The following is a 13,766-nucleotide window of genomic DNA, read 5'->3' as shown; positions in this document are numbered from 1 at the left end:
GTTGCGTTGTTCTGACGTTGGCTGGGACTGCATGCTCATCTCCAGGTGAAAAATCTTGGGTTTCAGGCGGCGACCACAGGGCGGAGACCCAACCGGCACTGTAGAGGCGGACCCCGCCGCAGGCTGGCTCACGCTGGGACTTGGATCGCAGGCAAGTCGAAACGTTGAATTCAGTATGCCAACACGAGTCCGGCACGGATATCAGCGACTACTGAATATGTAGGTAGGACGGATTACGGCTTTGTAGGAATCGTCTGACGCTCGACAGGAGCGTGAGAGGGAGAGGCAGGGGCGGAACAGGAAAAGCGGGGGAGGGGCAAGGGCGGGGCGCAGGCGGCGGTTTGCGCCGGACAGTGGCACAAAAACCGCGACCGCGTGTCTAAATCAGATGGTCCTACGCCTTCATCGGGGAGAGCAGGCGATGGGCGACTGCGTACTGCACCATTTCCGACAAGGACGTCATGCCCATCTTCTGCATGATGCGGGTCTTGTGGGTGCTGACCGTTTTCACGGATAAATGCAGGCCGTTCGCGATTTCCGTGATCGACTTGCCGCCGACAAGTAGCGAAAAGACCTCGAATTCGCGGTCCGACAGCTGTTTATGGAGCAATTGCTCATTCGGCGCCATGATATTCAGCGCCAGCTGCTCGGCCACTTCGGTACTAATATAAGGACGCCCCGAAGCCACCTTGCGGATCGCCCCCACCAGTTGCGTGCCCGCGCTCTCCTTGGTCAGGTAGCCCTGGGCGCCGGCGCGGATGGCGCGCACCGCGTATTGCTCTTCTTCGTGCATGGTCAGGATCAGGATAGCCAGCTTGGGCGCTTCGCTGCGCACCTGGCGGATCAGGTCGACCCCGCTGCGGCCCGGCATCGACAAATCGAGCAGCAGCAGGTCGAACCCGCCCTGGCGCACCTGGGCCAGCACTTCGAAGCCATTGGTGGCCTCGCCGGCAATCTCGATATCGGGCGCGCCGTCGAGGATGCGCTTGAGGCCCTCGCGCATGATGGTGTGGTCGTCGGCAATGACAATTCGGATCATAAATCACCCTTCCAGCGGGAGCGACAGTAAGCAAGCAAGGCTAACACAGTATGACAAGTCAAATTGTCATCGAATCTATCCGGGCCCTGGCGTCATTTCTGGGCCGGCTCGCTGATCAGGCGGTGCACCAGCACCGGCTTGGCCGTATGCGACAACACCTTGTTGGTGACGCTGCCCAGCAGCAGCTGGCCCCAGCCGCTGCGGCCGTGCGAGCCCATGAAGATCAGGTCGCAGCCTTCCTGCTCGGCGACGTCGACGATCTTCAGGGCCGCGGTATCGGAGAAGGCGGTCATGCAGGCATGCTTGAGGCTGGCGTCAGCGCACGAGCGCATGATTCTCCCCATGTAGTCCTCGCCCAGGCGGCGCATTTGCGCGATGTATTCTTCTTCGCTGGGGTAGGACGGAGGAATGATCTCTACATACACGGGGTATTGGTAATCGGGCGCGACAAACAGGGCCAGTACCTCGGCGCCCATCTGTTGCGCAAATTTGACACCGGCGCAGGCCGTATGCTGCGACACCGCCGAGCCGTCGGTAGTGATCAGGATTTTGCGGTACATGGTTGACTCCTCCAATGGCCACGCCATTCTGTGCTGTCCGGGACGTGGCGGCTATTGCGGGAACGCAAACTGTTGAGCTCGATCAAACATCAGGCCGCTTCCAGGCAGACAACAACTTCCAGGAATCCGGCTATCGCGATTACGAAAAACAACACCAACCTTGTGTAAACATTCAGGAACCGTGCATTTTGATTGTCGCGGAATTAAGATTCCTTGTCCATTTTGTTGCACTGCCCTCGCCGACATTTACCTACGGCAACCACGCTGCTACACTCCCGTGCAGACTCTTACCATCTGCCACCGCGCGCGTTTGCGCGGTCCGATGGCCGCAGCACCGACCGAATTGCAATGCTCATTGCGAACACAACACCATGGAGAAGCAGGGATTATGACCGACGCCGCTGACGATTTCGACGCACTATTCGAGGAAGTGGCGGCGCAGCGCGCCAGCGCGCCTGCCGCCGAACCTGCGCCCGCTGCCGCACCCGCCATCGACGAGGACGACCTCGAGTCGCTGTTCGACCAGGTCTCGTCCAGCGCCGCTCCGGTGGCCGCTGCCGCCCCGGCCCCGGCTGCCGCACCCGCCGCGGTCCAGGCCCCGGCCGGCGCTGCCGGCGAAGCAGAGCATGGCATGTTCGAACGCCTCGGCGGCATCGTGCGCCTGCTGCACGATTCGCTGCGCGAACTGGGCTACGACAAGGCGCTGACCGAAGCCTCGTCGGCCATCGTCGACGCCCAGGACCGCCTGGAATACGTCGCCACCCTGACCGAACAGGCCGCCAACAAGGTGCTCAACACCCTGGATGACGGCATGCCGGCCCAGGACCTGCTGTCGAAGCAGGCCAAGGACATGGAATCGCGCTGGGCCGATTTGTATTCCGGCAAGCTGAGCCTGGACGAATTCAAGGCCCTGGCCGGCGACTCGCGTCAGTTCGCCGCCACCGTGAACGAAGCGACCGAAGCCGAAAAGGCGCGCCTGCTCGAAATCATGATGGCCCAGGACTTCCAGGACATCACCGGCCAGCTGATCAAGAAAGTGGTCAAGATCACCCAGACCGTGGAATCGGAACTGGCGCAGCTGCTGCGCGACCACGCGCCGGCCGACCTGAAGGAAAAGCTGGCCAAGAAAGAAGCGCCGCCGCCACCGGCGCCGCTGATGTCGGGCCCGTCGGTGCCGGAGTCGGCACTGAATCAAGACAACGTTGACGACCTTCTCGCCGATCTGGGGTTCTAATGGACGATATGCTCAAGGACTTCGTCGTCGAGGCGATGGACCTTGCAGTCAATGTTGAAGAACATTTACTGCGCCTCGAACGCGATCCGGACAACAAGGAAACGCTCAATGCGGTCTTCCGCTCCTTCCACACGATCAAGGGCGGCGCCGGCTTCATGGGCCTGCCCGCGCTGGTCGCGGCCTGCCACCTGACCGAGAACCTGTTCGATGCCCTGCGCACCGGCCAGGCGCCGGTCACGCCGCTGGCGATCGAAGCGGCGCTCGAAGCCTCGGGCTTCGTGGCCGACCAGCTCAATGACCTGAACAACGGCACGCCGCCGGAAGGCCTGGCGCAAATGCCGGCCGCCCTCGAGCGCATCCTCACGGACGCGATCGAAGGCAAGGCGGCCGCCGCGCCTGCTCCGGCAGCTGCTGCAGCGCCGGCGCCTGCCGCTGTCGCCGCCGCCCCGGTTGCAGCGGCCGCGGCCCCGGTCGCCGCCGGCGACGATGGCCTGGACTGGACCGCAATGTACAACGCCGTGGTGCCGGCCAGCGCCGCCATCGCCGCCGGCTCCGCCGATGCCGCGCCGGCTGCCGTTCCCGCAGCCGCTGCACCGGCAGCGCAGGGCGAGGCCGCCGCGCCGGCACGCGCGGGCGGCTGGGATGGCGTCGACCGCCGCAGCGACAAGGTGGCCGATGCGCGCGCCGCAGCGGCCCCTGCGAAAGACGAAAGCATCCGCATCGATGCGGTCAAGCTCGACGCGCTGCTGGAAGTGGCGGGCGAGTCGGTGCAGGCCGCCAACCAGGCCGCCGTGCTGCTCGAGCGCCTGCAGCAGTTCAAGTTCGAGGGGCCTGCCGCCGCCCTGATGGCCACGCTGACCGAAACGCTGGAACGCGCCTCGCGCTATTCGGCCGAACTGCAGCGCGCCACGCTGGCGACCCGCATGCAGCCGGTGGGCCGCCTGTTCCAGAAATTCCCGCGCCTGGTGCGCGAGCTGGCCAAGGACCTCGGCAAGGACGTCGAGCTGACCATCGAAGGCGCCGAGACCGAAGTCGACCGCGTCGTGGTGGACAGCCTGTACGATCCGCTGGTGCACATGCTGCGCAACGCGCTCGACCACGGCGTCGAGTCGCCGGAAGAGCGCGTCGCCAACGGCAAGCCGGCCAAGGCCTTCATCTTGCTCAAAGCCTGGCAGGAAGCCAACAGCGTCATGATCGTGCTGCAGGACGACGGCAAGGGCATGGACCCGATCAAGCTGCGCAAGAAGGCGATCGACAAGGGCCTGATCGGCGAAAACGGCGCCCAGAGCGACGAAGACGCCTACCAGCTGGTGTTCCTGCCGGGCTTCTCGACCAAGGAAGTCGCCTCGTCGGTCTCGGGCCGCGGCGTGGGCATGGACGTGGTGAAGACGGCGGTGGAAAAGAACCGCGGCGCGATCCGCATCGATTCCTCGCTGGGCCACGGCACCAAGTTCGCGATCCGCCTGCCGATCGAACTGTCGATCGTGCCGACCATGCTGGTGTCGACCTCGAGCGCCTCGCTGGCGCTGCCGATGGCCGTCGTCGAGCGCGTGGTCGAGCTGCCGGAAGAGTTCCAGTGCGTCGGCGGCGCCCCGGTGCTGAAAGATCAGGGCCGCCCGCTGCCGGTGCGTTCGCTGGCCCTGGCGCTGGGTTACGAAGCCTGCTCGGAACGCGTGGGCATCGTCATCAACGCACCGCAGCCGTATATCCTGGCGGTGGAAGCGGTCGATGGCACGGCCGACCTGGTGATCAAGCCGATGACGGCCTTGAGCGTCGAAGGCATCACGGGTACCGCGCGTTCGGCCGAGGGCGAACTGGTGCTGGTGGTGGGCCTGTCCTTCCTGATGGATGGATGCCGCAGCAATTTGCGCGTGGCGGCATAAACCATTCTGACGCAGTGCGCCATGCGGGGCTTCCCCCGTAGTGTGACAAAAGCGCATACAAAAGCCTGTGCACGCCGCGCAGGCTTTTTTTATTTGCACGTTGAGTTGTCTATGCAAATTATATTTGCATGAGTTACCGTTGATTGGCAGAAAAATGCGCCGCCCCCTCTTGGTGCGGCAGTGCACAATTATGGCATAATCAAAATCCGGCCCCGCATCAGCGGAGCACGCTTACGGATTGACCATGCCAAAAACGCTCTACGACAAACTCTGGGATTCCCATGTCGTGCGTGCCGACCCTGACGGCACCACCGTCCTGTACATCGACCGCCACCTGGTGCACGAAGTGACCAGCCCCCAGGCCTTCGAAGGCCTGCGCGAAGCGGGACGCGGACTGTGGCGCACGTCCGCCAACCTGGCAGTGGCCGACCACAACGTGCCGACCACCGACCGCGCCCAGGGCATCCTGGATCCCACCTCGCGCCTGCAGGTCGAGACCCTGGACGGCAACGCCAGGAGCTTCGGCCTGACCTATTTCGACATGAACGACAAGCGCCAGGGCATCGTCCACGTGATCGGGCCGGAGCAGGGCGCCACCTTGCCCGGCATGACGGTGGTCTGCGGCGATTCGCACACCTCCACCCACGGCGCCTTCGGCTGCCTGGCGCACGGCATCGGCACCTCGGAAGTCGAGCACGTACTGGCCACCCAGACCCTGCTGGCCAAGAAATCGAGATCGATGCTGGTGCAGGTCGACGGCCTCCTGGGTCCGGGCGTGACTGCGAAGGACATCGTGCTGGCCGTGATCGGCGAAATCGGCACCGCCGGGGGCACCGGCTACGCCATCGAATTCGGCGGCTCGACCATCCGCGCGCTGTCGATGGAAGGGCGCATGACGGTCTGTAACATGGCGATCGAAGCGGGCGCCCGCGCCGGCATGGTCGCGGTGGACGACACCACGATCGACTACGTGAAGGGCCGCCCGTTCTCGCCGGCAGCCGAACAATGGGAGCAGGCCGTGGCCTACTGGCGCACCCTGCACTCGGACCAGGGCGCGGCTTTTGACACCGTCGTGACGCTCGATGCCTCGGCCATCCGCCCCCAGGTCACCTGGGGCACATCGCCGGAAATGGTCACCTCGGTCGACGGCCGCGTACCCGACCCGAGCCTGGAACCGGACGCCGTGCGCCGCGGCGCCATGGAAAAGGCGCTGGCCTACATGGACCTGGCGCCGAACACGCCGATCGAGAGAATCATGATCGACAAGGTCTTCATCGGCTCCTGCACCAATTCGCGCATTGAAGACCTGCGCGCCGCAGCCGACGTCGTGCGCGGCCGCCAGCGCGCGGCCAGCGTCAAGCTGGCCATGGTGGTGCCGGGCTCGGGCCTCGTGAAGGAGCAGGCCGAGCGCGAAGGACTGGACCGCATCTTCCTCGACGCCGGCTTCGAATGGCGCGAACCGGGCTGCTCGATGTGCCTGGCCATGAATGCCGACCGCCTCGAACCGGGCGAGCGCTGCGCCTCGACCTCGAACCGCAACTTCGAGGGACGCCAGGGGCAGGGCGGCCGCACCCACCTGGTCTCGCCCGCGATGGCGGCGGCGGCAGGAATCGCCGGCCACTTTGTCGACGTACGCGCACTCTGATGCGTTAATACCGTTTTAACCGTTCTATCAACACTGGATCATCATGAAAAAAGCAATCGCACTCGCAGCACTGGCAGCCTTCGTCCTCACCGGCTGCAACACCATCTCGGGCATTGGCCGGGACGTGCAGAAGGTCGGCCAGGTCGTCACCGGCGCCGGCGGCAAATAAGAAAACCAGCCCGCACGGGCACGATAAGGCAAGGCAGATGGACACATTCACCGTACACGCAGGACTGGTAGCGCCGCTCGACCGCGCCAATGTCGATACCGATGCCATCATCCCGAAGCAGTTCCTGAAGTCGATCCGCCGCACCGGCTTCGGCCCCAACCTGTTCGACGAATGGCGCTACCTCGACCACGGCGAGCCGGGCCAGGATTGTACGAACCGTCCGCTCAACCCGGACTTCGTGCTGAACCAGCCGCGTTACGCCGGGGCCTCGATCCTGCTGGCGCGCAAGAATTTCGGCTGCGGCTCCTCGCGCGAGCATGCGCCCTGGGCCCTGCAGCAGTACGGGTTTCGCGCCATCGTGGCGCCGAGCTTCGCCGACATCTTCTTCAATAACTGCTACAAGAGCGGCCTGCTGCCGATCGTGCTGGAAGAAAGCGCAGTCGAGGAGCTGTTCCAGGCAGTGGCGCGCACGCCGGGTTTCAGTCTGGTGGTCGACCTGGAGCAGCAGCTGGTGGGGAGCATCGACGGCAGCCTGTCCTACGGCTTCGCCATCGACGACTTCCGCAAATACTGCCTCTTGAACGGCCTGGACGACATCGGCCTGACCCTGCGCCATGCCGACGAGATCCGCGGCTTCGAACAACGTCACCTGGCGGCCCAGCCCTGGCTGGCCAACACGATCTGAAAGAGCCTGCATGAACATCGCAATCCTGCCGGGCGACGGTATCGGCCCCGAGATCATGAACGAGGCCGTGAAGGTGCTCGATGCGCTGGGCGAGCCCTTCGAAATGCAGGCCGCGCAAGTGGGCGGCGCCGGCTATGCCGCGCACGGCCACCCGCTGCCGGAATCGACCCTGACGCTGGCGAAACAGGCCGATGCGGTGCTGTTCGGGGCGGTGGGCGATTACCGGTACGACGCGCTCGAGCGCGCGCTGCGTCCCGAGCAGGCCATCCTCGGGCTGCGCCGCGAACTCGGGCTGTTCGCCAACCTGCGCCCGGCCATCCTGTATCCGGAATTGGCCGGCGCCTCGACCCTCAAGCCGGAAGTGGTCGCGGGCCTGGATATCCTGATCATCCGCGAGCTCACCGGCGACATCTATTTCGGCAAGCCGCGCGGCGTGCGCGAATGCCCGGACGGCCCGTTTGCGGGCCAGCGCGAAGGCTTCGACACCATGCGCTACGCCGAAGGCGAGATCCGCCGCATCGCCCACGTCGCCTTCCAGGCCGCGCGCAAACGGAGTCGCCGCGTGACCAGCGTCGACAAGGCCAATGTGCTGGAAACCTTCCAGTTCTGGCGCGACATCGTTACCGAGGTCCACCGGGAATACCCGGACGTCGAGCTCGAGCACATGTATGTCGATAACGCCGCCATGCAGCTGGTGCGCGCGCCGAAAAAATTCGACGTGCTCGTTACCGGCAACATGTTCGGCGACATCCTGTCCGATGCCGCCGCCATGCTGACCGGTTCGATCGGCATGCTGCCCTCGGCTTCGCTGGACGCCAACAACAAGGGCCTGTACGAGCCTTCGCACGGCTCGGCGCCCGACATCGCGGGCAAGGGCGTGGCCAATCCGCTGGCGACCATCTTGTCCGCCGCGATGATGCTGCGCTTTACGTTCGGGCGCGTGGAGCAGGCCGAGCGCATCGAGGCCGCCGTCAAGCGCGTGCTGGCGCAGGGCCTGCGCACCCCCGACATTTTCGAGGCCGGCACCCAGCGGGTCGGCACCCGCGAGATGGGCGACGCGGTGGTCGCTGCCCTCCGGTAAAATATTCGCAAAATTTTCATACCTGAGAGAGAACAATGACTTTAGTAGGCCTGGTAGGTTGGCGCGGCATGGTGGGTTCGGTCCTGATGCAGCGCATGCAGGAGGAGGGCGATTTCGACCACATCGAGCCGGTGTTCTTCACCACCTCGAACCCGGGCGGCGCGGCCCCGAGCATGGCCAGGAACGAAACCACCCTGAAGAGCGCCAGCGACATCGCCGAACTCTCCAAATGCGAGATCATCATTTCCTGCCAGGGCGGCGACTACACCAGCGAAGTCTTCCCCCAACTGCGCGCGAGCGGCTGGAACGGCTACTGGATCGACGCCGCCTCGACCCTGCGCATGAACGAGGACGCCGTCATCGTGCTCGACCCGGTCAACCAGGACGTGATCAAGAACGCCATGTCGCGCGGCGTGAAGAACTACATTGGCGGCAACTGCACCGTGTCGTGCATGCTGATCGGCCTGGGCGGCCTGTTCGAGCAGGGCCTGGTCGAGTGGATGACGTCCATGACCTACCAGGCCGCGTCCGGCGGCGGCGCCCAGCACATGCGCGAGCTCCTCACCCAGTTCGGCACCATCAACGGCGCCGTCAAGCCGCTGCTGGACAATCCGGCCTCGGCAATCCTGGAAATCGACCGCACCGTGCTGGCCACCCAGCATGGACTCTCCGGCGAAGAAACGAAGCAGTTCGGCGTGCCGCTGGCCGGCAACCTGATTCCGTGGATCGACAAGGACCTGGGCAATGGCCAGTCCAAGGAAGAATGGAAGGCCGGCGCCGAGACCAACAAGATCCTCGGCCGCGGCGAGGGTTTCGGCACGCGCGCGATTCCGGTGGACGGCCTGTGCGTGCGCATCGGCGCCATGCGCTGCCATTCGCAGGCCCTGACCATCAAGCTCACGAAAGACGTGCCCCTGGATGAGATCAACGACATCATCGCCTCGCACAACCAGTGGGTGAAGGTGGTGCCGAACACGCGCGAAGCCTCGATGCGCGAGCTGTCGCCGGCTGCCGTGACCGGTGGCCTGGGCATCCCGGTGGGACGCTTGCGCAAGATGTCGATGGGCGGCGACTACCTGTCGGCCTTTACGGTGGGCGACCAGCTGCTGTGGGGCGCGGCCGAACCGCTGCGCCGCATGCTGCGCATCGTGCTGGACAAGTAAAACCCGGTGCGGGACGGGCCCCGGCCCGTCCTGCCGCTACCCAAGCGGGGCATGTTGGCAGCTTTGCCAAACCTCCTGCAAGAATGCCAAGAGCTGGTAATCAAACGCTATCGAAATTGGCCCGTGGGGGTGGTTCTGGCCACACATGATCCCCTGCTGCGCGATGGATGTGCGCAGGATGCTTGCATGCTCCAAAGCATGGTGTTATGTTGAGACTCCCCGGGCGTTTCTTGCTCAGAGCCAACTATCTTCACTGCCAAATATGTCATTTTCCCATCGTCCTCCGCTCATGGCATTCGCGCTGAAAACAGTCACCGCGGCAGTCGCCAGTGCCGTGCTCCTGTCGCCTGTCGCCGCGGCCGCCGGCCTCGGCAAACTGACGGTATTGTCGGCCCTCGGCCAGCCGCTGCGCGCCGAGATCGAACTGACGACCACGGCGGGCGAAGACGCATCCAGCCTGGCAGTGAAACTGGCCTCGCCGGAAGCCTTCCGCGCGGCCAATATCGAATTCAATCCGGCGCTGCTGTCGCTGCGCTTCAACGTCGAGAACCGCGCCGGCCGCCAGTTCATCCGCCTGAGCTCGACCCAGCCGCTGAACGAGCCTTTTGTCGACATGCTGCTCGAGCTGTCGTGGAGTAACGGTCGCCTGGTGCGCGAATACACCTTCCTGCTCGACCCGGCCGAGCTGCGCGCCACCCAGCCGGCCCAGGTGGCCGCCGAGGCCCAGCGCCCGGCCGCCGCAGCCGCCGCAACCGCAACCGCAGCCGCAGCTGCCGCCCAGCCGCGCGCGGCCACGCCGCCGCCGGCCGCCCCGGTGCAGGAGCCGCGCCGCGAGACGGCTGCGCCAAGCCCACGCGCGACGCCGGCCGTCGATGCGCCGTCGAGCTACCGGGTGCGCCCGGGCGACACCCTGAGCAAGATCGCGACCCGGCTCAAGCCGGCCGACATCTCGCTCGACATGATGCTGGTGTCGCTCTACCGCGCCAATCCGGACGCCTTCATCGGCAACAACATGAACCGCCTGAAATCGGGCCAGATCCTGAGCGTGCCGGATGCCGGCGCGCTGCGCGGCAGCGGCGAAGGCGAGGCCAACGCCGTCGTCGTGGCCCATGCCGCCGATTTCAACGCCTACCGCAACAAGCTCGCCGGCCAGGTGGCCAGCGCCGCGCCGCAGCGCACGCCGCAGGCCGGCCAGAGCGCGGCCGGCAAGATCACCGCCAAGGTCGAGGAACGCGCGACCGCCGCCAACGAATCGCAGGACCAGCTGCGCCTGTCGAAGGCGACCCAGGCCACCGCCGGGGCCGCCGGCGATACCGCGAGCGCCGAAGACCGCATCGCGCGCGAGCGCGAACTGGCGCTGGCCCAGGCCAGGGTCAAGGAACTCGAGCGCAATGTCAGCGAGCTGGAAACGCTGATGACGGTCAAGAGCCGCACCGGTACCGACACCCAGAATGCCGCGGCAGCCGGCGCTGCCGGCACTGCCGCCGGAGCAGCGGCAGGCGCCGCCGCCGGCAAGACCGTCGAGGCGACGGCGGCGCCGGTGGCCAAGCCGGCCGACAAGGCCGCTGCCAAGCCGAAGAAAAAGGTCAAGGCCGAAGAAAAGACCCTGGCCGACACGCTGATGGACAACATCAACCTGGTTGCCGCCGGCGCTGCCGTGCTGCTGCTGGGCGCCTTCGGGCTGTCGCGCCGCAAGAAGAAGAAAGACAACGAACGCATCCTGGACGCCGAGCCCTCGGTGCTGGGCGTGCCGACCAAGGCTGCGCATTCGCTGTACGCCGAAGCGGGCGGCCAGAGCGTCGATACCAGCAACAGCGTGTTCAATTCCAGCTTCGCGCCGTCGGCGTCGCAGCTGGACACGAACGAAGTCGATCCGGTCGCCGAAGCCGACGTCTATATCGCCTACGGCCGCGACGCCCAGGCCGAAGAGATCCTGAAGGAAGCGCTGCGCAATCATCCGGAGCGCCATGCGGTGCGCCTCAAGCTCCTCGAAATCTACGCCGCGCGCAAGGATACGCGTGCGTTTGAGAGCCAGGCCAACGAACTGTCGGGCATCACCCGCCGCCAGGGCGACGAATGGGCGCAGGCGGCGGCGCTGGGCCAGAGCATCGATCCATCCAACCCGCTGTATGCCAGCGCCGGCGGCGCGGCGCCCGTGGCGCACGTGCCGAGCCCGCAGGAACGCGACCAGCAGTCGCTGCTCTCGCAGCAGCTGGAAGATTCGTTCCGCAGCAGCGGGCCGGCATCGGGCTTCGGCGCCGGCGCGGTATCCGGCGCGGCAGCCGGTGCGCTGGCCGGCGGCGCGGCCTATGCCGCCATGGACCACGACCAGGATGCCACCGCAGTCCCGGCGGCGAGCCCCGTGGCCGCGCAGCGCGCCGAAGACAATGCGCTCGATTTCGACCTGGGCGGCCTGAGTTTCGAGCCGGTGACCAGCAGCGAGCCGATCGCCATGGGCGGCCCCTATTCCGCGCAGCAGGACGAGACCGCCGTGCCCGACCTCGACTTCGCGCTCGATCCGGTCACCCCGGCCGACATCACGGCGGCCCCGGCCCCCGCATCGGAAGAGCCCTTCGACATGGCCTTCGACATGAGCTTCGGCGAGCCGGACGCGCCACAAGGGCAAGCTGGCCAGCCGTCGATGACTGCGCCGGGCGCGGACGTCGACATGGCCGGCCTGGCCGCAGAATTCGACCTGCCGCCGCTGCCTGCCGTCACCGAAGAGGACGTGCCGATGGCCGCGTCCCAGGCGGCGCCGGCTGCCAATGCGGATCCCTTGTTCGACCTTGACATGATGGACTTCGGCATGCCGGCCACCCCGGCCGCGCCGGCTGCCGTGGCCGAGGCGACGCCTTTCCATGACGAGGTGCCAGCGATCATCGCGGCCCCGGCGCCATCGGGTGCGTCGGGCGTTGCGGACGATCCGCTGTTCGACCTCGACACCATGGACTTCGGCAGCCCGTCCGACTATGCCCAGGCTGCGCCTGTCCCAAGCCCGGCCCCGGTCGAGCCTTTCGAATTCGACGCGCCGCCGGCCGCCGCCCAGCCACAGGAAGCGGCGCAGTCCTTCGACCAGCAGTTCGCGGCCGATGACGATCCGTTCGCGCTGCCGGACCTGCCGATGGCCGCGCCCGCCGCGCCCGCGCCATCCTTCGACCTGACCGATATCGACCTCGACCTGCCGGCGTCCAGCGATGCCGCGGTGGCCGACGCCGCCTTGCCCGAGCCGGGCGAAGCCCTGGCCGGCGGAGCGATGTCGCCCGAGCACATGGAAATGGAAACCAAGCTCGATCTGGCCATTGCCTACCAGGAGATCGGCGACAAGGAAGGCGCGCGCGAGCTGCTCGACGAAGTCATCAAGGGCGGCAGCAGCGCACAGGTGAGCAAGGCCAGCTCGATGCGCTCCCTGCTCGCGTGAGGCGCATTGCACTAGGTCTCCAGTACGTCGGCACGGGCTGGAACGGTTACCAGAAACAGCCCGACCGGAACACCGTCCAGGACCGGCTCGAGATGGCGCTCGAGAAGTTCGCCTGCACGCCGCTGGCCACGACCTGCGCCGGCCGCACCGACGCCGGCGTGCACGGCCTGGAGCAGGTCATCCACTTCGACACGGAACTCGACCGCGCCACCCAGAGCTGGGTGCGCGGCGTGAACACCTTCCTGCCCGATTCGATCGCCGTACGCTGGGCCCACGAGACCCTGCCGGAACTCGACGGCCTGGAATTCCACGCCCGCTTCTCGGCGCGCGCGCGCACCTATCACTACGTGCTCTACAACCACCCGACCCCGTCTGCGCTGCTGGCCGGCCGTGCCGGGTGGGTATTTCGCCCGCTCGACCTGGACGCCATGCGCGAGGCGGCGCGCCACCTGGTGGGCGAGCACGATTTCTCGGCCTTCCGCGCCGCCAGCTGCCAGGCCAATACCCCGGTCAAGCTGATGCACGAAGTCGCCATCCAGCGCTACGGCGACGTGATCGTCTTCACCGTGCGCGCCAGCGCCTTCCTGCACCACATGGTGCGCAACATCGTCGGCTCGCTGGTTTATGTGGGCACCGGGCGTCACCAGCCCGGCTGGATGGCCGAGGTGCTGGCCAGCCGCTCGCGCGACGTCGCCGCGCCCACCTTCATGCCGGACGGCCTGTACCTGGCCAAAATCGATTACGATCCACGCTGGGGACTGCCGCAAGAGGCAGTGTCTCCGCTACCCTGGCTCTGAGCGTCCAACAAAACCTCCATGGCGGCGTTGCATCGTCTTGCCGTACTAAAGTACTGCCTTCGACGAAGCGCCTTGCCCTGAAGGCTTTGTTG

11 protein-coding genes are annotated in these 13,766 nt (G+C 66.1%); 9 read left to right on the top strand and 2 right to left on the bottom strand.

Going from position 1 to position 13,766, the window contains the following annotated elements; genetic code table 11:
- Positions 1–394: 394 nt before the first annotated feature.
- Entirely contained in the window at positions 395–1,039 is a 645-nt protein-coding gene (locus AC3XQU_RS06970) for a response regulator (RefSeq protein ID WP_489873416.1), read from the bottom strand.
- A 92-nt stretch (positions 1,040–1,131) separates the two neighbouring features.
- Positions 1,132–1,599, bottom strand: a complete 468-nt coding sequence (locus AC3XQU_RS06965; protein WP_489873415.1) for a universal stress protein — start codon at positions 1,597–1,599, stop codon at positions 1,132–1,134.
- A 388-nt stretch (positions 1,600–1,987) separates the two neighbouring features.
- On the opposite strand from AC3XQU_RS06965, the gene AC3XQU_RS06960 reads away from it, so the two are divergent.
- From AC3XQU_RS06960 to truA, 9 genes are all read left to right on the top strand, one after another.
- On the top strand, positions 1,988–2,833 hold the full coding sequence (locus AC3XQU_RS06960) for a protein phosphatase CheZ (protein ID WP_489873414.1): 846 nt from the start codon (positions 1,988–1,990) through the stop codon (positions 2,831–2,833).
- The gene (locus AC3XQU_RS06955) at positions 2,833–4,716 is read left to right on the top strand and encodes a chemotaxis protein CheA (protein ID WP_489873413.1); all 1,884 of its coding nucleotides are present in this window, start codon (positions 2,833–2,835) and stop codon (positions 4,714–4,716) included. Before AC3XQU_RS06960 ends, AC3XQU_RS06955 begins: the two co-directional genes overlap by 1 nt.
- A gap of 244 nt (positions 4,717–4,960) precedes the next feature.
- Positions 4,961–6,361 (top strand): 3-isopropylmalate dehydratase large subunit, encoded by a 1,401-nt coding sequence (gene leuC / locus AC3XQU_RS06950; protein ID WP_489873412.1) that lies wholly within the window; start codon positions 4,961–4,963, stop codon positions 6,359–6,361.
- A 43-nt stretch (positions 6,362–6,404) separates the two neighbouring features.
- Complete coding sequence (locus AC3XQU_RS06945; protein ID WP_489873411.1) at positions 6,405–6,530, top strand: hypothetical protein; 126 nt, start codon at positions 6,405–6,407, stop codon at positions 6,528–6,530.
- Positions 6,531–6,567: 37 nt separating this feature from the next.
- Positions 6,568–7,215, top strand: coding sequence for a 3-isopropylmalate dehydratase small subunit (leuD, locus tag AC3XQU_RS06940; RefSeq protein ID WP_489873410.1), 648 nt, complete (start codon positions 6,568–6,570; stop codon positions 7,213–7,215).
- Positions 7,216–7,225: 10 nt separating this feature from the next.
- Positions 7,226–8,296 (top strand): 3-isopropylmalate dehydrogenase, encoded by a 1,071-nt coding sequence (gene leuB, locus AC3XQU_RS06935; RefSeq protein WP_489873409.1) that lies wholly within the window; start codon positions 7,226–7,228, stop codon positions 8,294–8,296.
- 35 nt (positions 8,297–8,331) lie between these two features.
- Entirely contained in the window at positions 8,332–9,459 is a 1,128-nt protein-coding gene (asd, locus tag AC3XQU_RS06930) for an aspartate-semialdehyde dehydrogenase (protein WP_489873408.1), read from the top strand.
- Positions 9,460–9,748: 289 nt separating this feature from the next.
- The gene (locus AC3XQU_RS06925) at positions 9,749–12,877 is read left to right on the top strand and encodes a motility hub landmark protein FimV (RefSeq protein ID WP_489873407.1); all 3,129 of its coding nucleotides are present in this window, start codon (positions 9,749–9,751) and stop codon (positions 12,875–12,877) included.
- Positions 12,874–13,674, top strand: coding sequence for a tRNA pseudouridine(38-40) synthase TruA (truA, locus tag AC3XQU_RS06920; RefSeq protein ID WP_489873406.1), 801 nt, complete (start codon positions 12,874–12,876; stop codon positions 13,672–13,674). Before AC3XQU_RS06925 ends, truA begins: the two co-directional genes overlap by 4 nt.
- Positions 13,675–13,766: the final 92 nt, after the last annotated feature.

This window comes from Telluria sp. AZSoR62, from assembly GCF_058111565.1.
Note: the sequence above shows the minus strand (reverse complement) of the source record. Positions and strands in the feature narration are given on the sequence as shown.

Excerpts from the sequence above, each read along its gene's own strand:
- AC3XQU_RS06970 (WP_489873416.1), bottom strand. The coding sequence starts at position 1,039 with ATGATCCGAATTGTCATTGCCGACGACCACACCATCATGCGCGAGGGC.
- AC3XQU_RS06965 (WP_489873415.1), bottom strand. The coding sequence starts at position 1,599 with ATGTACCGCAAAATCCTGATCACTACCGACGGCTCGGCGGTGTCGCAG.
- AC3XQU_RS06960 (WP_489873414.1), top strand. The coding sequence starts at position 1,988 with ATGACCGACGCCGCTGACGATTTCGACGCACTATTCGAGGAAGTGGCG.
- AC3XQU_RS06955 (WP_489873413.1), top strand. The coding sequence starts at position 2,833 with ATGGACGATATGCTCAAGGACTTCGTCGTCGAGGCGATGGACCTTGCA.
- leuC (WP_489873412.1), top strand. The coding sequence starts at position 4,961 with ATGCCAAAAACGCTCTACGACAAACTCTGGGATTCCCATGTCGTGCGT.
- AC3XQU_RS06945 (WP_489873411.1), top strand. The coding sequence starts at position 6,405 with ATGAAAAAAGCAATCGCACTCGCAGCACTGGCAGCCTTCGTCCTCACC.
- leuD (WP_489873410.1), top strand. The coding sequence starts at position 6,568 with ATGGACACATTCACCGTACACGCAGGACTGGTAGCGCCGCTCGACCGC.
- leuB (WP_489873409.1), top strand. The coding sequence starts at position 7,226 with ATGAACATCGCAATCCTGCCGGGCGACGGTATCGGCCCCGAGATCATG.
- asd (WP_489873408.1), top strand. The coding sequence starts at position 8,332 with ATGACTTTAGTAGGCCTGGTAGGTTGGCGCGGCATGGTGGGTTCGGTC.
- AC3XQU_RS06925 (WP_489873407.1), top strand. The coding sequence starts at position 9,749 with ATGGCATTCGCGCTGAAAACAGTCACCGCGGCAGTCGCCAGTGCCGTG.